This window comes from Olsenella sp. KH1P3, from assembly GCF_900167315.1.
Classification (GTDB): Bacteria; Actinomycetota; Coriobacteriia; order Coriobacteriales; family Atopobiaceae; genus Olsenella_J; species Olsenella_J umbonata_A.
In genome coordinates this window covers 187,671-206,638 of record NZ_FUWQ01000004.1, presented here as the reverse complement: position 1 = coordinate 206,638, position 18,968 = coordinate 187,671, and the positions used below count along the sequence as shown (strand labels likewise).

The 18,968-nt window shown below is 63.5% G+C and carries 16 protein-coding genes; 10 read left to right on the top strand and 6 right to left on the bottom strand.

The window, feature by feature from the left end:
• Positions 1 to 47: 47 nt before the first annotated feature.
• Entirely contained in the window at positions 48 to 611 is a 564-nt protein-coding gene (locus B5D13_RS06835) for a manganese efflux pump MntP (RefSeq protein ID WP_078687568.1), read from the bottom strand.
• A gap of 204 nt (positions 612 to 815) precedes the next feature.
• On the opposite strand from B5D13_RS06835, the gene B5D13_RS06830 reads away from it, so the two are divergent.
• On the top strand, positions 816 to 1,745 hold the full coding sequence (locus B5D13_RS06830) for a zinc dependent phospholipase C family protein (RefSeq protein WP_078687567.1): 930 nt from the start codon (positions 816 to 818) through the stop codon (positions 1,743 to 1,745).
• Here B5D13_RS06830 and B5D13_RS06825 read toward each other — a convergent pair.
• Positions 1,742 to 3,256: a cation:proton antiporter gene (locus tag B5D13_RS06825; RefSeq protein ID WP_078687566.1), complete on the bottom strand. Its 1,515-nt coding sequence runs from the start codon at positions 3,254 to 3,256 to the stop codon at positions 1,742 to 1,744. The genes B5D13_RS06830 and B5D13_RS06825 overlap by 4 nt on opposite strands.
• A gap of 128 nt (positions 3,257 to 3,384) precedes the next feature.
• On the opposite strand from B5D13_RS06825, the gene B5D13_RS06820 reads away from it, so the two are divergent.
• Positions 3,385 to 3,930, top strand: a complete 546-nt coding sequence (locus B5D13_RS06820) for a ribonuclease domain-containing protein (protein WP_200802623.1) — start codon at positions 3,385 to 3,387, stop codon at positions 3,928 to 3,930.
• 9 nt (positions 3,931 to 3,939) lie between these two features.
• Positions 3,940 to 4,212 (top strand): barstar family protein, encoded by a 273-nt coding sequence (locus B5D13_RS06815; RefSeq protein ID WP_078687565.1) that lies wholly within the window; start codon positions 3,940 to 3,942, stop codon positions 4,210 to 4,212.
• Between the two features lie 80 nt (positions 4,213 to 4,292).
• On the opposite strand, the gene asnS is transcribed toward B5D13_RS06815, so the two are convergent.
• Complete coding sequence (asnS, locus tag B5D13_RS06810; RefSeq protein WP_078687564.1) at positions 4,293 to 5,696, bottom strand: asparagine--tRNA ligase; 1,404 nt, start codon at positions 5,694 to 5,696, stop codon at positions 4,293 to 4,295.
• A gap of 275 nt (positions 5,697 to 5,971) precedes the next feature.
• Between asnS and B5D13_RS06805 the strand changes: the two genes are divergently transcribed.
• Positions 5,972 to 6,475: a GAF domain-containing protein gene (locus tag B5D13_RS06805; protein ID WP_234970750.1), complete on the top strand. Its 504-nt coding sequence runs from the start codon at positions 5,972 to 5,974 to the stop codon at positions 6,473 to 6,475.
• A 58-nt stretch (positions 6,476 to 6,533) separates the two neighbouring features.
• Here the strand turns inward: B5D13_RS06805 and B5D13_RS06800 are convergent, their stop codons facing one another.
• Positions 6,534 to 8,894 (bottom strand): bifunctional diguanylate cyclase/phosphodiesterase, encoded by a 2,361-nt coding sequence (locus tag B5D13_RS06800; protein ID WP_078687563.1) that lies wholly within the window; start codon positions 8,892 to 8,894, stop codon positions 6,534 to 6,536.
• A gap of 227 nt (positions 8,895 to 9,121) precedes the next feature.
• The gene (locus tag B5D13_RS06795) at positions 9,122 to 9,844 is read right to left on the bottom strand and encodes a B3/B4 domain-containing protein (protein WP_078687562.1); all 723 of its coding nucleotides are present in this window, start codon (positions 9,842 to 9,844) and stop codon (positions 9,122 to 9,124) included.
• Positions 9,845 to 10,090: 246 nt separating this feature from the next.
• Here B5D13_RS06795 and B5D13_RS06790 point away from each other — a divergent pair, with 246 nt between their 5' ends.
• From B5D13_RS06790 to B5D13_RS06770, 5 genes are all read left to right on the top strand, one after another.
• The gene (locus B5D13_RS06790; protein ID WP_078687561.1) at positions 10,091 to 11,107 is read left to right on the top strand and encodes an alpha/beta hydrolase fold domain-containing protein; all 1,017 of its coding nucleotides are present in this window, start codon (positions 10,091 to 10,093) and stop codon (positions 11,105 to 11,107) included.
• A 7-nt stretch (positions 11,108 to 11,114) separates the two neighbouring features.
• On the top strand, positions 11,115 to 12,500 hold the full coding sequence (gene fumC, locus B5D13_RS06785; protein WP_078687560.1) for a class II fumarate hydratase: 1,386 nt from the start codon (positions 11,115 to 11,117) through the stop codon (positions 12,498 to 12,500).
• Positions 12,501 to 12,503: 3 nt separating this feature from the next.
• A complete protein-coding gene (locus B5D13_RS06780) occupies positions 12,504 to 13,658 on the top strand; it encodes an NAD(P)-dependent malic enzyme (protein ID WP_078687559.1) in 1,155 nt (384 codons plus the stop codon).
• On the top strand, positions 13,655 to 14,944 hold the full coding sequence (locus tag B5D13_RS06775) for a glycoside hydrolase family 25 protein (protein WP_078687558.1): 1,290 nt from the start codon (positions 13,655 to 13,657) through the stop codon (positions 14,942 to 14,944). The genes B5D13_RS06780 and B5D13_RS06775 overlap by 4 nt, the downstream gene beginning before the upstream one ends.
• A gap of 272 nt (positions 14,945 to 15,216) precedes the next feature.
• Positions 15,217 to 15,852, top strand: a complete 636-nt coding sequence (locus tag B5D13_RS06770) for a TetR/AcrR family transcriptional regulator (RefSeq protein ID WP_078687557.1) — start codon at positions 15,217 to 15,219, stop codon at positions 15,850 to 15,852.
• Positions 15,853 to 15,875: 23 nt separating this feature from the next.
• Here B5D13_RS06770 and B5D13_RS06765 read toward each other — a convergent pair whose 3' ends face one another.
• A complete protein-coding gene (locus B5D13_RS06765; protein ID WP_159444001.1) occupies positions 15,876 to 16,364 on the bottom strand; it encodes a DUF1858 domain-containing protein in 489 nt (162 codons plus the stop codon).
• 324 nt (positions 16,365 to 16,688) lie between these two features.
• On the opposite strand from B5D13_RS06765, the gene B5D13_RS06760 reads away from it, so the two are divergent.
• On the top strand, positions 16,689 to 18,689 hold the full coding sequence (locus B5D13_RS06760) for a heavy metal translocating P-type ATPase (RefSeq protein ID WP_078687555.1): 2,001 nt from the start codon (positions 16,689 to 16,691) through the stop codon (positions 18,687 to 18,689).
• Positions 18,690 to 18,968 lie beyond the last annotated feature (279 nt).

Sequence of the window (18,968 nt, the reverse complement as noted above, 5' to 3'; positions counted from 1 at the left end):
GAATCGCATTGTACCAACTGGGGAATTGGAACCGCGCGAGCAACACCCTACCCCAGCAGGGCCTTGATGCCTATACCAATCAGTACGAAGCCACCCACGACCTCTGCCCTGTCGCCCAGAAGATGACCGAGCCTGCGGCCAACAAAAAGCGCCGCTACGCAGCAGGCGGCCGTGGTAAGGCCGATGGCCGTCACCGCGAAGATGAGGTCGACGGACTGCGCGCGAAGGCTCACTCCGACGGCAAACGCGTCGATGGCAGTGGCGACGGCCTGGAAGACCAGAGTCGCAATGGTAAGACGCCCGGTGGAGACCTCCTCGTCGTCCTCGGGGTGAAGCAGGGCGCTGACGCCCTCACGCACCATGTTCCCGCCGATGATGCCCAGGATCACCAGGGTGACGATGCCGGAGTATGCCTCGATCAGCTGGGCCGCAAGTCCACCGAGGAAGTAGCCCAGAAGGGGCATCAGCGCCTGGAACGCGCCAAAGAAGACGGGCATCAGCAAGAGGCGCGATTTCTTCTCGTGAGAATAGACAAACGAGTTGGAGATGGTGACGGCAAACGCGTCGGCAGAAAGGGCGAGGCCCAAAAGCAGGATTTCAAGAGCGCCCATGCGATCCTCCGGTCTTCGGCAATACGAAAATGCTGGCCGAGGCCACCGAAGGTCGGCAGCGGCTGTCGCGACGCAACCGCTTGATTGTATTCCTGCAAGCACAGCCCAGAGTGAAATTAACAAACATCCCAAGTTGAAATGGTCTAACCTAGTGTCTGCACGCTTTCGCGCATCGCGAAAGAACACGAACACACCGGAGCGCACATGCCAGCCGTTATCACGCACCACCTCTTTGGTGAAGAGGCGGTTTCGCTTCTGCCCGAGGGCATCATCCAGAACCAGGAGGAGCTCCTGGCCTTCCTGCTGGGAAACCAGGGTCCTGACCCCCTGTTCAGCCGTGCCCTCACCATTCCCGAAGCCGCACACAACTGCCACGTCCTCGCCCGCAAGATGCACGACGGCAAGGTTCTCGAGGCGTTCATGGCGCTGCACCAGGGCGTGTCGCACCTGCCCGAGCAGGACAAGACCCTCGGCCGCGCCTTCGTCCTGGGCCTGTTGGGACACTATCTGCTGGACAGCCGCGCCCACGCCTTCGTCTACGCGCAGCAGGACGACCTGACCCAGGCCAACCCGGAGCTGAAGGACGCGCAGCACGAGCTTCATGCCATCATCGAGAGCGACATAGACACCTGGATGCTCTGGTCCATGCGCCACCTCACGGTGCTGGAGTCGCCCGCCGCAGACTACCTGGCACGCACCGAGCGCGTTGACCGCGTCGCGGGAGCGCTCGTCTCGGCCATGGCGCAGTCCGTCTTCGGGCTCAGCATCAACCCCGAGGAGTACGGCGGCGCCGTGAGCAACTACGAGACGATCTTCCGCCTGATCGACCCCCTCGAGTCTCTCAAGGTCCAGGCAATTGCACGGGTCGAGATGCTCCTGCGCAGCCACTCGATGGCACGCGCCTTGGCTCACTCCGCCAAGGGAAGCGACGAGTGCCCAGCCGCCAACCTGGAGCACCGCCGTTGGAAGAACCCCTACACCGACGAGCCCTCCAGCAAGAGCTTTGCCGACCTGTTCTTCGAGGCGCTCGAGATCTGGGAGGAGCTCTCCGAGGCCTACGTCAAGGCAGACGAGAAGACCCTTGCTCCCCTGATGGGCAAGCTCAACTACGACGGGAAGCCCGTCGAGCGCTAGCCACGCGCACCAACGTCGCCAGCAGGACCGCTGCCGGCACCATCGACCGCGCTATCGCCAGAGGGGATGACATCAGCGTCGCCTCCGGCGCTGTCGTCGTAGCCGGCATCGTCATAACCCGAGTCATCCAGCATCATGAGGTCAAGCGCACCCTCTGGCATTGCGAGGTAGACCGCCGACGAGAGCTGCTGGCCCTTCTCGCGCGCGGCGTGAAGTCTCTCGTGGTAGGCGGCCTCGCGACGGTGGAAGTTCTCGACGCTCTCGTGCAGGGCCTCTCTCAGGCCGTGCTCGTCGTGAAGGATGCCATGGAACGCCTCGGAGGGGCCAAACTCGTCGACCACGCGCGCAAGCGCGGTGACGACGGGAACCACGACGACGGTGACGGCGGCCGCTATGATCAGCACCGAGGCCTCGGTCGCGCTCATGACCTCGCTCGCAACAGCGATGTTCGAGACTGCAACGACCAGGGGAAGCGCCATCGTGCAGTATGTCGCGCTGACCAGAGACTCCTTCCAGGAAAGCCTGCGGGTCTCGGGGTCGATCCTCAGGGTAACGCCCACCACGACCCCGCGCACGACCGCGAGCGACGCGATGAACGCAAGCAACAACGGCAGGTTCTGGGTAGCGGCGGAAAGGTCGAGGGTTGCTCCCGAGACCACGAAGAAGACGGGCTGGAAGAAGCCGTTCGAGATGACGCCAATCTTGCCCTCGAGCTCGGGATTCCCTTCCGGGAAGAGCGCCCTGAGGATGAAGCCCGCCGCAAACGCGCCCAGAACGCCGTCGAACCTGAAGATTGCCGTGGCAAGAAGCAGAAAGACCAGAAGCAGCGACACGACGCGCATCATGGGCTGGCTGAGCGCATCCGTCGACTCCTGGAGGAAGCGCCAGAACCTCGTGCCGGCGCGCTTGGCGGCGCGCGAGAACGCAAGCACCAGGAAGCACACGAGAGCAAATACCAGAAGGGCCGCGACGGTGCGGCCCGTGGCGCGCGTGGAGAGCAAGAACGACATCGCTACGATGGGCAGGAGCTCTCCCAGAGAGCCGTAGATGGTGACGACCCTGCCCACGCTCGTCTGCTGGAGCCCGCGTTCCTCCAAGATGGGCGCAAGCGTGCCATAGCCTGTCGTGGTCATGATGATGGCCAGGGCCGGCCACGACGAGGAGTCGCTAAACCCCAGCCCAGCGAATACGGTCATCGTCACCAGAAAGCCCAGCCCGAGCGACACGAGCCACGACGCCGACGCGACGCGTCCCATGTGCCCCACCAAGTCGCGCGGGTCTATCTCGTAGCCAGCCTTGAGAAAGAGAAACCCCATGCCAAGGTCAGATATTGCCTCGACGGGCGCAAGCTGCGGATTGATCAGCCTGAGGCCATGGCTTCCCAAGATGGCGCCGCCAAAGACCAGAAACACGACCTCGGGCACGGCACGGCCACGCACCAGGCTCGCCATGAACGGCGCCACCAAGGCCATCGCGAGGCAAGTGACGAGCGAAACGTAGACCTGGGTCAAGGAAACTCCTAACGACTCCCAGCGCCATCGGCCCAAGCCGAGAGGGGCTGGCTCCCAAAGTTGACTAGACTTATACCCACCCAGAGGCGCGCTCAAAGCGCGGAGGCAGCGAAACACCGGGAGAGCCCATGCACGTCACGACAAGAGCGCTCACTCGGCGGCAGGATGACGCGGGAGCTCCCCAGCGCCTTCGGCTCCGCGCGTGGACGCAGGCCCTTCTGGCAGTTGCCTCATGCCTGCTGCTCTGCATGGTCTTGGGAGCCTGCGCGGGCAAGAGCGGGCAGGCGGGCACACCAGACCAGACGCCGGCTCAAGCCCAGGGCGCCACGAGCGTCAGCGAGGACGGAACCTACAGCTCAAAGAACGAGGTCGCCCTCTACCTGCACCAGTTTGGGCATCTGCCCTCGAACTACATCTCGAAGACCAAGGCGCGCAAGGCCGGGTGGAAGCCCTCGAAGGGGAACCTCGACGAGGTGTGCCCGGGCAAGAGCATAGGCGGCGGGCCGTTCTACAACGACGACGGAAGGCTGCCCGACGCCCTGGGCCGAAGCTGGAAGGAGTGCGACGTGAACTATGTGGCAGGCTTCAGGGGACCCGAGCGCCTGGTGTACTCGAACGACGGGCTGGTTTACTACACGCCAGACCACTACCAGAGCTTCGAGCGGCTGTACTAGGAGGAGACCATGCGCGAGCTGAGACTCTACGAGACGGACTTTCCCGACGCGCGCTCGGTGCACGACTACCTGGCCGAGCATCTAGGCTTTCCCTCCTACTACGGGGCGAACCTGGCGGCCCTACAGGACTGCCTGGAAGACCTCGAGGACCCGGTCAGCATCGTGGTGGAGCGCGTCGACGACGACCATTGGGACGAGCGTCCCTGGTTCGGAAGGATCTGCGACGTGCTGATACGCGCGGCCCGAGAGGGCGACGTCCTGCACCTGAGCATCAGACGCTAGCGGCAGCAAAAGGCCTCCGACACGCAGGGTGCCGGAGGCCGGTCTTTCGCAATCGGGAAGCCTTGCGCGGCCTAGTCCAATTAGAAGTCGGCGTTGCCCACGGTACGCGGGTGCGGCAGGACGTCGCGGATGTTGTCCATGCCCGTGAGGTACATGACCAGGCGCTCGAAACCCAGGCCGAAGCCGGCGTGGTGGCAGGTGCCGTAACGACGCAAGTCAAGGTAGTACTTGTACTGCTCGGCATCCATGCCCAGGTCCTCGATGCGCTTCTGGAGCACGTCCAGACGCTCTTCTCGCTGGGAGCCACCGATAATCTCGCCGATGCCGGGAACCAGGCAGTCGGCGGCGGCAACGGTCTTGCCGTCGTCATTCATGCGCATGTAGAACGCCTTGATGGCCGCAGGGTAGTCCGTCACGAAGGTCGGCTTCTTGAAGTGCTCCTCGGTCAGGAAGCGCTCGTGCTCGGTCTGCAGGTCTACGCCCCACTCGACGGGGTACTCGAACACGTGGCCGGCAGCCTGGGCGTCCTGCAGGATCTTGATGGCATCGGTGTAGCTGACGCGCGCAAAGTCGCTCGTGGCGACGTGCTGCAGGCGCTCCCTCAGGCCCTTGTCCACGAAGCTGTTGAACATGTCGATCTCGTCGGGACAGCGCTCCATGACGCGAGAGATGACGAACTTGAGCATGTCCTCAGAGACGTTCATCTCACCCTCGAGGTCGCAGAAGGCCATCTCGGGCTCAACCATCCAGAACTCGGCGGCGTGACGGCGGGTGTTGGAGTCCTCGGCACGGAACGTGGGGCCGAAGGTGTAGATGTCGCCGAAGCTCATGGCGAAGTTCTCGCCCTGGAGCTGGCCCGAGACGGTGAGGTTGGTCGCCTTGCCGAAGAAGTCCTTGCTGTAGTCGACCTTGCCGTCCTCGGTCAGGGGTGGGTTGGCGGGGTCGATGGTGGTGACGCGGAACATCTCGCCGGCGCCCTCGGCGTCAGAGGCAGTGATGATCGGCGTGTTGACGTAGACGTAGCCGCGCTCCTGGAAGAACTGGTGGATGGCGAAGGCCGCCACGGAGCGGACGCGGAAGACCGCGCGGAACAGGTTGGTGCGGCTGCGCAGGTGCTGCTGGGTGCGCAGGAACTCGCGGCTCTGACGCTTCTTCTGCATGGGGTAGTCCGGCTGCGCGGCACCCTCGATCACGATGGTCTCGGCCTGGAGCTCGAAGGGCTGCGGGCGGTCGGGCGTGAGCGCGAGCCTGCCGGTGATGACGAGCGCGGAGCCAACGGTGAGGGCGGCGACGTCCTCGTAGTTATTGAGGGACTCACGATTCATGACGACCTGGAGGTCCTTGAAGCAGCTGCCGTCATTCAGCATGACGAAGCCGAAGTTCTTCATGTCACGAATGGAACGGACCCAGCCGGCGACGGTAACCGTTGCGTCACCATACTGGTCCATCTGCGCATACAGCTGCGCAATCTTGGTGAGGTCCATCTAATGGCTCCTTTTGCCGAGCGCGCGACTTCCGCCAAAGCCCTGCCGCCAGGGAGGGCAGGAAGGCGCACTTCCCTACTACAGTCCTGTAACCATATCTCAAATGGGGCTCTTCCGACCACGTCAGAGCACATGCAAACCCAACGTCCATCTGCGGGAGGAGAGCATGGACGCATGATGGCACGCCCTTCTCGCCCACGCGGATGGGAGGAGAGTGGCATATAGTACGAGAATCAAACGAGAAGGGCATGCGCCCACAACACGAGGAGGCAGCCTTGGCCTGCAACGCAACGACGGAGACTCCGGTTCTGGACATGAGCGACTACAAGATCCTTGCGGCCCAGGTCCGCGCACTCGCCGAGGAGGACGCCCACTGGGCACCCGTGCTCTCCAACGCCTCGGCGCTCGTGATGGAGACGCTTCCCCGGCTCAACTGGGCCGGATTCTACCTGGTGCGAGACGGCCAGCTGGTGCTCGGACCCTTCCAGGGCAAGGTCGCCTGCGTCCATATCGCGCGCGGCCGCGGCGTCTGCGGCACCGCATGGGAGCAGGACCGCGCCCAGCACGTCCACGACGTGCACGAGTTCCCGGGTCACATCGCCTGTGACAGTGCCTCGAACTCCGAGGTCGTCGTCCCCCTGCACGCAAGCGGAGAGGTCGTGGGCGTGCTCGACGTGGACTCTCCCCTCGTCGGCCGCTTCAGCGACGTCGACGCAGAGGGCCTGGCCCTGGTCGCCCAGGCGGTCGAGGAGGTCGCGGACTTCTCGGACCTGCGATAAGGCTCAGGCCCGCAACGGCAAGGAGACTCGCGCGGCTACCGGACGTGCGGCCCGAAGCCTACGCCCTGCGCTCGCTCAGCTCCCTGATGACCTCGTCGGCGGGACGGGGCTCCGAAAAGTAGTAGCCCTGCACCAGGTCGCAGCCGGCCTTGCCCACGAAGTCGAGCTGGCCCATGGTCTCGACGCCCTCGATGAGGGCCGCGGCGCCCAGCTTCTTCGAGAGGTCGGCGATCGACGAGATAATCAGCGCGCTGTCAGGGTTCTTGTCGAGCGTGCGCAGGAAGTTCATGTCGATCTTGATGACGTCGAAGTGCGTGCTCTGCAGCATGTTGAGCGACGAGTACTCGCTACCGAAGTCGTCCAGCCAGACCCGATACCCCAGCGAGCGCAGGCGCTCGATCTTGCCGATGATCTCGTCGGGCTTGTCGCTCAGGGCGCGCTCCGTAACCTCGATGTCGATGAACGAGCGCGGGGTCTCGCAGCTGGACAGGACCTCCTCGACCTGCGCGACGATGTCGCCCAGCATGAAGTCCACGCGGCTGAGGTTGACCGAGACCGACCTCACGCCAAGCATGCTGAGCATCCCGTAGCTCTCGCAGGCCTTGCGCAGCATGTAGAGGTCGAGCTTGGTGATGAGGCTCATGCCCTCCAGCGCCTCGACGAACTCGCTCGGGTGGAGCATGCCGTAGCGCGGGTCCTCCCAACGCGCGAGCACCTCGAACGAGACGAGCTTGTCCACATGCAGGTCCATGATGGGCTGCAGGTACACCTTGATGCGCTCGTTCTGGAGCGCCTCGTCGATGTGGTTGACGATGTACTGGGCGCGCTTGCCGCGCTCCTCGAAACCGCTGTCGTACAGGCAGAGGTAGCGGTGGTAGTCACCCGTGATGCTGTCGCAGGCCATCTTGGCGCGGTCGCAGGCGACGCCCACGTCGTCACCATCCTGGTAGACGTAGACGCCCGCATTGAGCGCCGTGCCCTTCAAGTGATGGAACGCGTAAACGCGTTCGTAGATGGCGTCCACCTTCTTCTGGGCCTCATCCAGGTATGCCAGAACCACAAAATGGTCCGCGTTGAAGCGCGAGACCAGGCGATCGTCAAACACCTGCGAGAGCTGCTGGGCGACATACTTGATCAGCTTGTCGCCGCGTTCGAATCCGTAGCGCTCGTTGTAGCTCTTGAGGTTGGTTATGTTGAAGTAGATGATGACCGGCTTGCGCGTGCTGTCGACGGTCGACTCGAGCATGTCGTGGGCCTGCGTGCGGAAGAACTGCATGCCGGGAAGCCCCGTCAGGCTGTCAAGCAGACGCGGCTGGAGGTTCATGCCGAGCTCGCACATGATGTCCTCGCTGCGGGCGTCGCTGGAATCGAACTCGCCGCCGCTGATCTGCCCCCTGCCGTTCCGGCGCGCCTCGTAGGTCCGAATGTCCGCGTGCCTGACCATCTCCTGCAGCTCCGCGACGTCGGTAGGCGTGCCGAAGACGTAGCCGCAGCTTGCGGAGGGGCGCAGGTGACGCTCCTTCACCACGATGTCACGCAGGTCGTGCTGGCAGGCGCGGGCAAGCACGAGGTTGGTCTCGAGCTTCGTGTCGCGGCAGGCCACCAGGAACTGGTCGCTCTTGTAGCGATAGACGTGGTCCCTCCCGAAGCGGCTCACCAGGATGCGCGAGAACGCCACGATGATGTCGTCGCCCACGCCGTGACCGTACATGTCATTGAAGAACTTGAAGTCGTCGATGTCGAAGAAGAGGAGGAGAAGCTCGTGGCCCACCAGGCCGGGGGCGTCCCCCTTGAGCCCCAGGACGTTCTTGGCGTCAGTCACCACGTCGTGGGTCGAGGCCCACTTGATCTCGCGCAGGTTGTGCATGCTCTCGAAGCGGTCGGCAAGGGCCAGGGCCGTGATGACAAGGCTGGCCACGTAGAACTCGATGCCGTTAAGGAGGTCGACGCGGAAGATCGAGGCGGGCTTGACCATGAAGCTCGTGACCTCGAAGGCAACGGTCCAGAAGGTCGTGTGCAAGAAGACGCGCCAGGGCCGGTCCACGATGAACGGCGGAAGCATTACCAATAGCAGCAGGAAGGTGACGGCAATGTGATTGGGGTCGTTGACGGTGTTGTACAGGAGGGACATCAAAAGTGGCGCCGACTCGCACAGGTAGATGAGGACGGTGCCGTGCTTGCCCTTCGCGGGAATGACCAGCGCAAGAATGAGAATGGTCAGAAGGTGGAGCGAGGTGACCACGACCGAGTCAAGGCCACCGCCCATCACGATGCACTCTCTCACGAAGATGTTGAGCACGCCTATGGGCATGCTTGCGACGATTAGATACTTCAGGGAGTCGTGGTTGCGCTGCGATATCTCATCCGCGACCGACTCATAGTCGTCATATCCAATGGCTTTAATCAGCCTTCTGAACACTGTGCTTCCCGTCTTTGTCGTATTGCGTTTATGGTTCGTTCTAATCTGCGTATGGCGTGGGAACACCCGCTCCTTGCGTCACAAAGAGCGCGCTAAGAATGTAACCCAAACGAGGATGGTTGTGGAACAACGTTACCCATCGTTTCGGACATTTCCTTTTTGATTACGGGAATCGCCGGCACCGCACGGCATGCGGCGGGGAGGCAGTTGCGGCGGCCACGGCCAAACTAGGCCAGCTCGACCCTGGGATGATCCCTGGCCGCGTAATCCTTATTGGTGACGGTGGCCCCCAGCAGACGCTCGCACGTCTCGGCCAGCTCGTCGATAGCCGCATGGAGGTCGCCCGAGCGCTCGGGCATGACGTTCTCCATGATGAACATGCAGTGCGAGGTCTCGTCGGAGACCTCGGTGCGACGCCCGTCTCGCCAGTTCCAGCACCGGCAGACCGCACCGGCGTCGTCCAGGTAGGCCACCTCTCCGGGAAGCGTGGGGTCGCTCTCGTCCTCGCCGATGGGCAAAAAGACGTCGCCCCCCTCAGTCACCGCAAGGCGGAAGGTACCCTCGATAGCGTCGATGTTCTCGGCGCCAATGGGCAGGGCGTACTTGAGCGAGATCGCGTTGGAGACATCCACCGAGGGGACAATGTGACCCACCGGATTGCTCTTGAGCACACGCTTAAGGAGGTTCTCGACCGAGCAGCGTGCACCCTTCTTGGTCTTGAAGCGCCTATAGGCGTCGCGCCAAACCGCGACGACCTCGTTCTCGCTGATGGTCTCGCTCGTCAGCCACTTTTTGGCGCCGGCGTTGGCCCTGTCGAGAAGTGCCGCGGCCTCGGCCGCCGACTCTTCGCTGATCTGGTCGGTGGGCAGGATGCCCTCAAGGCACAGGACGCCGATCTCGACGTCGGGAAAAAGGTCCCAAAACGAATCCTCAACGACAAACTGCTTCATAGCCGACTCCCCCACGACGCACTTCCCTTTGAGCCTTCGCAGGCAAGGCGCAGCTCGCCCGCCCCCTCATGATATCCAAGAGTCGCACCCGACAAAAACGCGCGTCCACGAGCGGCTTTGCATAAACGGTAGTCTGCCAAGCCCCTGCGTCACGAGGCGGCGACAACCTACTAGAATGAAGGACGTTGTCACAACTTTGCCGTCCATGGCCTGGGTTGTCCCGGGCAGTCGCAAGGGAGTCATCGCATGGCAGACAAGAAGAACCGTATCTTGGACACCACGGCCAAAAAGGCGCTCGCCGCGGCCATAGCCACACCTGCCGCGCTCTTTGGCGCCGTCACCGCCGTCAACCACCTGGCGTACCGCCGCTCCAACATCGCTGCGGCATCCGAGGTCTACAACCGCGTCACCGGCAACAAGAAGAAGATGGCCGACGCCGTCGAGTGGGACAACCTCATCCTCGACCGCAGCGAGGCCAACGAGCAGCGCCAGACCCTCCCCACCCTCCTGAGCTTCAAGGTGTCGGTCGAGGACACCGACTTCGACGGCATGCAGACCTTGGTCCTGAACCGCCGCAGCATCAACGACCGCGCCGTCATCTACGTGCACGGCAGGGTCCTGGTCGACCAGCCCAGCATCTACCAGTGGAAGTTCCTGGACACCATAGCCCGACGCACCCGCGCCGAGGTAATCGCGCCCATCTACCCCCTGGCCCCGGTCCACGGCTTCCGGGAGGCCTACGACAAGATCGAGGCCCTCTACCTCGAGACCGTCAAGAAGTACGGCGCCCAGAACGTCACGCTCATGGGCGACAGCGCGGGCGCAGGCATTGCCGCGGGCCTGTGCCAGTCCTTCTCCCCCAAGGGAATCGAGCAGCCGGGACACCTCATCCTGATCTCCCCGTGGGTCGACCTCACGCTGGGCAACCCCGACATCGCGCACTACGAGGCCCAGGACCCCATGCTCTCCGCGAGCGGCATGCGCAAGGTGGGCAAGGTCTGGGCGGACGGCACCGACCCGCGTGACCCGCGCCTCTCGCCCATCAACGGACCGGTGTCCGACCTGCGCAACGTGATGGTCTTCACGGGCACGCGCGAGATCTTGCATCCCGACGCGGTCCTGTTCCACCAGCGTGTGAGCGCCTACGGCAACCACTCCGAGCTCTTCGTGGGCACCGGACTGCACAACAACTTCCCGCTCTACCCCATCCCCGAGGCAAGCGGCACCATCAATTCCATCGTTACCGCGATAACAATGGACTAGGAGCAACATGGGCAACTGTCGCATAGAGCACGACTCGATGGGAGAGGTCAAGGTCCCCTCCGACGCACTGTGGGGCGCGCAGACCCAGCGCTCCTACCAGAACTTCAGAATCGGCACCGAGACCATGCCGCACGACATCGTGCGCGCGTTCGCCCTGCTCAAGAAGGCAGCCGCGCAGGCGAATGCCTCACTGGGCACCCTTCCCGAGGCAAGCGCGCAGGCCATCGAGCTCGCCTGCGACGAGATCCTCGCCGGAGAGCACGACGACTCGTTCCCGCTCAAGGTCTGGCAGACCGGCTCGGGCACGCAGTCGAACATGAACCTCAACGAGGTCATCGCCAACCGCGCCAATCAAATCGCCGCCAAGAAGGGCATCGCCCTTCCGACCCCGATCCACCCCAACGACGCGGTCAACCGCTCCCAGTCGAGCAACGACACCTTCCCCACCGCGTTGCACGTGGCGGCCACCCTCGCCGTGAGGCAGAAGCTCGTGCCCGCCGCGGAGCGCCTTGCGGAGACCTTCGAGCGCCTGGAGCGTGAGAACGCCGGCATCGTGAAGAGCGGGCGCACGCACCTTCAGGACGCCGTCCCCATCGCGTTCAGCCAGGAGATCTCGGGCTGGCGCGGCATGCTCCAGGCGAGCGTCGAGCAGCTCGAGGCGAGCCTGCCCATGCTGAGGCGCCTGGCCTTGGGCGGCACCGCCGTGGGAACCGGCCTGAACGCGCCTGAGGGCTTCGACGTCCTGGTCGCGAAGCGCCTGGCAGAGCTCACGGGCGAGCCGTTCGAGACCAACCCCAACAAGTTCCACGCGCTCACGAGCAAGGACGCCGTGGTCTTCTCGCACGGCGCCGTAAAGGGGCTCGCCGCGAACATGATGAAGATCGCGAACGACGTGCGCTGGCTCGCATCGGGCCCTCGCCTGGGCCTGGGCGAGATCACCATTCCCGCCAACGAGCCCGGAAGCTCCATCATGCCCGGCAAGGTCAACCCGACCCAGTGCGAGGCCGTCACGATGGTCGCAGTCCAGGTCATGGGCAACGACAGCACCATCGGGATCGCCGCCAGCCAGGGCAACTTCGAACTGAACGTGTTCATTCCCGTGATCGCCTACAACTACCTGCAAAGCGTCAACCTGCTCGCAGACGCCATCGACTCGTTCCGCGTACACTGCGCTGAGGGCATCAAGGCGAACCGCCAGAAGATGGCCGACAACATGCGCAACTCGCTCATGCTGGTCACCTGCCTTAACCCCTACATCGGCTACGAGAACGCCGCGAAGGTCGCGCACAAGGCCTTCGACGAGGGCACGAGCCTGCGCGAGGCCTGCTGTGGCCTGGGCTTTCTGACCGAAGAAAAGTTCGACGAGATATTCAGACCCGAGGAGATGGTCTAGCCAATGGACGACACCAGCAAGAGAAGCCTCGATCTGCACGAGCAGCTTCACGGAAAGATCGAGGTGGTCTCTCGCAAGCACGTCGAGACCCGCGACGACCTCTCGCTCATGTACACCCCCGGCGTGGCCGAACCCTGCCGACAGATTCAGGCCGACTACCAGAAGTCCTGGGAGCTCACACGCCGCGGCAACATGGTGGCCGTCATCACCGACGGCACCGCCATCCTCGGACTGGGAGACATCGGCCCCGCGGCCGGCATGCCGGTGATGGAGGGCAAGTGCGCCCTGTTCAAGGAGTTCGGAGACGTCGACGCTTTCCCGCTGTGCGTGGACACGCACGACGTGGATGAGTTCGTGCGCTGCGTCCAGCTGATCAGCAAGTCCTTCGGCGGCATCAACCTCGAAGACATCGCCGCGCCCCGCTGCTTCGAGATCGAGGAGAAGCTCAAGCGCACCTGCGACATCCCCGTCTTCCACGACGACCAGCACGGCACGGCCATCGTGGTCGCCGCCGCGCTAATCAACGCCCTCAAGGTCACGGGCAAGACCATGGGAGAAGTGCGCATCGTCATCAACGGCGCGGGCGCCGCGGGATGCGCCATCGGCACGCTCCTTTCCCACATGGGCTTTGGCAACGTGATCATGTGCGACATCAACGGCATCATCTGCGAGGGCGACGAGGGACTCAACCCCGGGCAGGAGGCCATCAGCCACATCACCAACGCCGACCACGAGCACGGCACGCTGGCCGACGCGCTCAGGGGTGCCGACGCCTTCGTGGGCGTCTCTCGTCCCAACCTGGTGAGCACCCAGATGGTCTCGACCATGAACGACGGCATCGTGTTCGCCATGGCCAATCCCACGCCCGAAATCATGCCCGACGAGGCCCTGCGCGGAGGAGCGGCCGTCGTGGGCACGGGACGCTCCGACTTCCCCAACCAGATCAACAACGTGCTGGTCTTCCCCGGCATCTTCAAAGGCGCGCTGGCTGCCCGCGCACGCGAGATCACCGAAGAGATGGAGGTCGCCGCAGCCTACGCCATCGCCTCCGTCATTCCCGACGACGAGCTCTCTCCCACCAACATCATCGCCTCGGCCCTCGACAAGACCGTCGCCGACGTCGTCGCAAAGGCCGTCGCGGACCATGCGAGCGCATGAGCCAGGACAGACAGAAGAAGCGCGCCACCAAGCGGACGGCGCCGCACGCGCGCATCAGCCGTCGCCCCAGCGGGACGCCTCACGACAGCACGCGCTATCGCGAGCGCCTGACGCACGAGAGCGGGCGTGACGCAAGGCGCCCCGCCCGCGTGGCGACGCCATCGCACAACGACATACAGAGGAGGCCCTACCGCGAGACCGCGAGCCACCAGGAGGTGCGCGGGACGCGCGTTGACCGCTCGCGCCAGGCGACCAGCCAGGCGAGGACCAGTCGCGGCCCGCGCGACCGCTCCGGACGCACCAACGCGCGCGCCCACAAGGTCGCCCAGCTTCGCGAGAGCCGCGAGCGGCGCGCCGACGAGGCGCGCGTGCGCAACGCCCGCCGCACCAGGCGCGAGAAGGCCCAGGTCCCCATCAAGATCGCGATAGCAACGGTCGCCCTTCTCCTCGTGGTAGCCATCCTGCAGCTGCCCGTCTTCTCCTCGCCCTCGGCTGACGCGAGCCAGGACGCACAGGATACGCGCCAACCAAGCGCCAACCAGATATCCGCAAGCGTGAGCGACCCGAACAAGGTATTTCGCTCGGCCTTCGACTGGTCGAACCTCAAGAGCGAGGGCGACCGCCTGAGCTACGTGGTCGACGGCAAGACGCTCTCCCGCTGTGGCATCGACGTCTCGGAGCACAGCGGCGACATCGACTGGAAGGCCGTTGCCGACGACGGGGTCGACTTCGCCTACATTCGTCTGGGTTACCGCGCCACGGCAGACGGAGCCATCCACCTAGACACGCATTACAAGAGGAACATCAAGCAGGCGCAGGCGGCGGGACTGGACGTCGGCGTGTACTTCTACTCGCAGGCCGCCAACGAGGACGAGGCCGTCGAAGAGGCCAACTACGTGTGTGACACGCTGGGCGACCTCGACCTGCGCTACCCCATCGCCTTCGACATGGAGCCCTCGGCCACAGGAACCGACCGCATCTCTGCGCTAAGCAACTCCGAGCGCAGCGCCGCGGCCCAGGCCTTCTGCAAGCAGGTCGCCTCGCGCGGCTACAGGGTGATCATCTATGGAAGCAGGTCCGACCTGGCCAGCTACAGCCTCAAGGACTTCGCCGACTACGGCTTCTGGTACGCAGAGTATGCCGACAAGCCCTCGCTCAGCCTCCAGATGGGCATCTGGCAGTACAGCGACAAGGCGACGGTAGACGGCATCGACGAGAAGGTCGACCTTGACCTTGACCTGACCGCCGTCCTGGCACGGGGTGACGAGAAGGACTTCGACCAGTAGCCTGCGCATGAAACTTCCCAATGGGACTACCGTTCGCCGAACGCGCAAATAGTGGTCTGTAACTGCTAAGAATCATAAATGGAATCGATTACGCAACCGCTTGTAGGTTTAATATTGACAATTCCATAAAGTGACCATTTTTAATAATTGTCACTTTTTGTGAAGACACAAAAAGTGAACATGTACAACACTCCCAAAAAATATTATTCCCAACGGAATGAGACAGGTTGCCTGCGAGCAACGGACGAAGTCTATCGTTTTGGGGAGTTACCTTGACCGTCAAAGTTATCACCAAGAACGCCCGCCGCGTCGGCTCTGCCTCGCGAAAACAGATGCGCTGTGAAAAGATCATCGAGACGGCCCGCGCCCTCTATACCGAGAAGGGCATCGAGCACACCAGCGTCAGCGACATCACGGAGACACTGGGGATCACCCGCACCCTCTTCTATCACTACTTCTCGAACAAGGACGAGGTTACCGAGGCCATCCTGCAGGGATACGTGCGCGACGTCGTGGAGCGCACCGACCAGTGGCACAAGTCGCTCGCCCCCGACATGACCATGGACGAGTACGTCGACAGTCTGGTCTCCCTGCTCCACACGCAGCTGAACGAGATGGAGGGCTTCAAGCAGGACCTCCTCAAGAAGCAGAACGCCGTTCTGTACCAGCACTACTTCCTTCAGGCCTGCTCGGCGGTCGCCCACTACTTTGTGGACATCAACTCCGAGCTGGGCAGCATCGCGACCTCGCGGGTGTACCAGCACCCCTACGAGACCTTCTACACCGTCCTGGTCGGCATGGTCGCGGTCATTCGCCACAACCCCAACATCCCCGACGAGACCCTGAGGGACATCATCATCACCACGCTTCACCTTCCCATGGATCAGAAGATTGGAGCGAGAATCTAGCCTCGCCAAGAAGGACGAGCGCACTACACGAGGCGCTGGACTTCCCTTACGGGGACGCCGCCACGGATGAGCGCCTGCTCGGCAGCCGCGATCTCCCCACCCGAGACGTCCTTGAAGTTCCGGCGGAAGTCCTCTTGCACGTCCTCGACGACCTCACCCGAGCCCAGGCGCTCGAGCAGATCCTGAAGCAGCCTCATTCGCTCCTCAGGGCTCTTGGCAACGGAACGCCCGCGAGGCTTTCCCTCGCATGCAGAGGCGACCACGCCGGCGCCGCGCACGCCCCTGCCCTCGACCTCGAATCCGGATTGCATAAGGGCATCCACCACCGCATCGAGCGTGATGCCCTTGTGGCGGCAGCCCTTGGCGAGAGTCATGAAGCGCCCAACAGTCGCAAGACGCCCCGGGCGTGTTATCTCGTTGAAGCCCAGTCCCGCCATGATGTCCACAACCTCGGGATGGGAAGTGCAGACGTCGAAGATAGACTCGTCCACGCTGATAGCCCTGTCGTTCATGCTCACTCCTTCTGTTCGGGGCACGCTTCGGCTGGGTGAAAGTATATGTCGGTAAACTACTAGGGTTTGTTGCCGAAGCAACACCATAATGACTCGACCAAGAAGGCCGGAAGCCTCACCCGCAGCGCAACGGTGCCCAGGGCGGCCACATGCGGAAGTCGAAGCCCGGTCAGGGACGATAAGTCACCCTTTCCCGATACCACATGTAATTATGAGTGGATGCTCATATCCTAATAATATCTGTTGACCACAGAGGTTTTATGGCGTAGCATACGGAGCCATAAGTATGAATGATTGCTCATATCTTCACGTTAGGAGGAGAAGATGGCCTGCAAGCACTGCCATGACCATGGGCACAGCCATTCCCACAGCCACCACGGGCACGACCAGGACGCAGACGAGAAGTGCTGCGGCTCTCGTCCGGAGGTCGACGAGGACGAGGACGACGAGGACCCGAGCGTCCTCAAGCGCAGGATTGCGCTTTCTGCCGTCCTTCTCGTCGTGGCGATCGCCGCGCAAAGGCTGATCGAGGTGCCGCTCTGGGCGCAGCTTGTCATCTTCCTGCCCAGCTACCTCGTCGTCGGGCGAGAGACGCTGGCGGAGGCCGTCGAAAACATCGCGGAAGGTCACCCCTTTGACGAGGACTTCCTCATGGCCCTGGCGACTGTGGGCGCCCTGCTGATCGGGTTCGTCCCCGGCGGCAAGCCGATGTTCGCCGAGGCCGTCTTCGTCATGCTGTTCTTCCAGGTGGGAGAGCTGTTCGAGGGCATCGCGGAGGACAGGAGCAGGAAGTCCATCGGCGAGCTTATGGACATCCGCCCCGACTCGGCGAACCTCGAGCGTGACGGCAAGGTCGTCAGCATGCATCCCGACGACGTGCATCCCGGCGACGTCATCGTCGTCCGCCCTGGCGAGCGCATCCCTCTGGATGGGCGCGTCATCGAGGGTCGCTCGAGCCTGAACACCGTCGAGCTCACGGGCGAGTCCGCCCCGCGTGACGTCAGCGTCGGCAGCGACGCCATCTCGGGCTGCATCAACCTCTCGGGCGTGCTTCGCATTCGCGTATCCAAGGAGTTCGGCGACTCCACGGCCTCGAAGATCCTCGACCTGGTCGAGAACGCCAGCGGCAGCAAGTCGAAGTCCGAGGCGTTCATCACGCGATTCGCGCGCGTCTACACCCCAATCGTCGTCTTCCTGGCCATTGCCGTCGCACTTCTCCCTCCCCTGGCAACCGGAGACTTCGGCGCCAACTTTGCCACCTGGCTGCTGCGCGCCCTCACCTTCCTGGTCGTCAGCTGCCCATGCGCGCTCGTGCTCTCGGTTCCCCTCACCTTCTTCGGCGGAATCGGCGGCGCCTCCCGCCACGGCATCCTAATCAAGGGCTCCAACTACATGGAGGCGCTCGCCAACGCGAGTACCGTCGTGTTCGACAAGACCGGCACACTCACCCAGGGCGTCTTCAAGGTCGCCGTCGTCCACAGCTCGGGCCTGACCGACGACGAACTGCTTCACCTAGCAGCCCACGTCGAGGCGAACTCCACGCACCCCATCGCGACCGCCCTGCGCGAGGCCCACGCCATCGACGACTGTGGCTGCAGCGTGTCTGACGTTCAGGAGATTGCAGGCGAGGGCGTCGTCGCCCGCGTCGGCGGAAGGAGCATCGCCGTCGGCAACGCCAGGCTCATGAAGCGCATGGGCACCACGCCCCAAGCCTGCCATGAGGCGGGTGGGACGATCATCCACGTGGCAATCGACGGCGCATATGCGGGCCACGTCCACATCGAGGACATCGTCAAGCCCGACTCACCCCAGGCCATCGAGGACCTGCACGCGACGGGCGTCCGCAAGACGGTCATGCTCACCGGCGATCGCGAGGACGTCGCCCGCCAGGTGGCATCCGAGCTCAAGATCGACGAGCACCACGCCAACCTGCTGCCCCAGGACAAGGTCGCAAGCGTCGAGGCACTGCTCGGCGCAAGGAGCAAGGGGGAAGCACTCGCCTTCGTGGGCGACGGCATCAACGACGCGCCCGTCCTCGCGCGCGCCGACATCGGCATCGCCATGGGCGCCATGGGTTCCGACGCCGCCATCGAGGCCGCGGACGTCGTGCTGATGGACGACAAGCCCTCCAAGATTGCCGTTGCCATCCGCATCGCGCGCCGGACCCTGGCCATCGCGCGCCAGAACATTGTGTTCGCCATCGGGGTGAAGGTTGCCATCCTGGCCCTTGCGGCCCTGGGGCTCGCGCCCATGTGGCTCGCGGTCTTCGGCGACGTGGGCGTCATGGTAATCTGCGTGCTCAACGCAACACGCGCGCTCAGGTAGCCAGGCGCGCACGACAGGCTCACACAACGGAAACGGGAGGCGGGTCGACCCAAGCGGTCGGCCCGCCTCCCTCGTTTCTCCCCACTATGCACACGAACCGACATGGTCCCCTTTTTAATATAGCGCCTGTTAAAATGGCGTCTTTTGCATTCACCTCGCACCCAGATGCCTTGTTTTGGCCCTTTGGGACGAGCGGCGTCGACAGTCTTTCCTCATTGTCATACCCTCGGTCAGTCATCACGCTCTCGCAGGAGAGCAGCCAGCATTTGCCCCAACCGA

Bases quoted from the DNA above. Each gene is read 5' to 3' on its own strand.
- B5D13_RS06835 (WP_078687568.1), bottom strand. From the start codon at position 611: ATGGGCGCTCTTGAAATCCTGCTTTTGGGCCTCGCCCTTTCTGCCGAC.
- B5D13_RS06830 (WP_078687567.1), top strand. From the start codon at position 816: ATGCCAGCCGTTATCACGCACCACCTCTTTGGTGAAGAGGCGGTTTCG.
- B5D13_RS06820 (WP_200802623.1), top strand. From the start codon at position 3,385: ATGCACGTCACGACAAGAGCGCTCACTCGGCGGCAGGATGACGCGGGA.
- B5D13_RS06815 (WP_078687565.1), top strand. From the start codon at position 3,940: ATGCGCGAGCTGAGACTCTACGAGACGGACTTTCCCGACGCGCGCTCG.
- asnS (WP_078687564.1), bottom strand. From the start codon at position 5,696: ATGGACCTCACCAAGATTGCGCAGCTGTATGCGCAGATGGACCAGTAT.
- B5D13_RS06795 (WP_078687562.1), bottom strand. From the start codon at position 9,844: ATGAAGCAGTTTGTCGTTGAGGATTCGTTTTGGGACCTTTTTCCCGAC.
- B5D13_RS06790 (WP_078687561.1), top strand. From the start codon at position 10,091: ATGGCAGACAAGAAGAACCGTATCTTGGACACCACGGCCAAAAAGGCG.
- fumC (WP_078687560.1), top strand. From the start codon at position 11,115: ATGGGCAACTGTCGCATAGAGCACGACTCGATGGGAGAGGTCAAGGTC.
- B5D13_RS06780 (WP_078687559.1), top strand. From the start codon at position 12,504: ATGGACGACACCAGCAAGAGAAGCCTCGATCTGCACGAGCAGCTTCAC.
- B5D13_RS06775 (WP_078687558.1), top strand. From the start codon at position 13,655: ATGAGCCAGGACAGACAGAAGAAGCGCGCCACCAAGCGGACGGCGCCG.
- B5D13_RS06765 (WP_159444001.1), bottom strand. From the start codon at position 16,364: ATGAACGACAGGGCTATCAGCGTGGACGAGTCTATCTTCGACGTCTGC.
- B5D13_RS06760 (WP_078687555.1), top strand. From the start codon at position 16,689: ATGGCCTGCAAGCACTGCCATGACCATGGGCACAGCCATTCCCACAGC.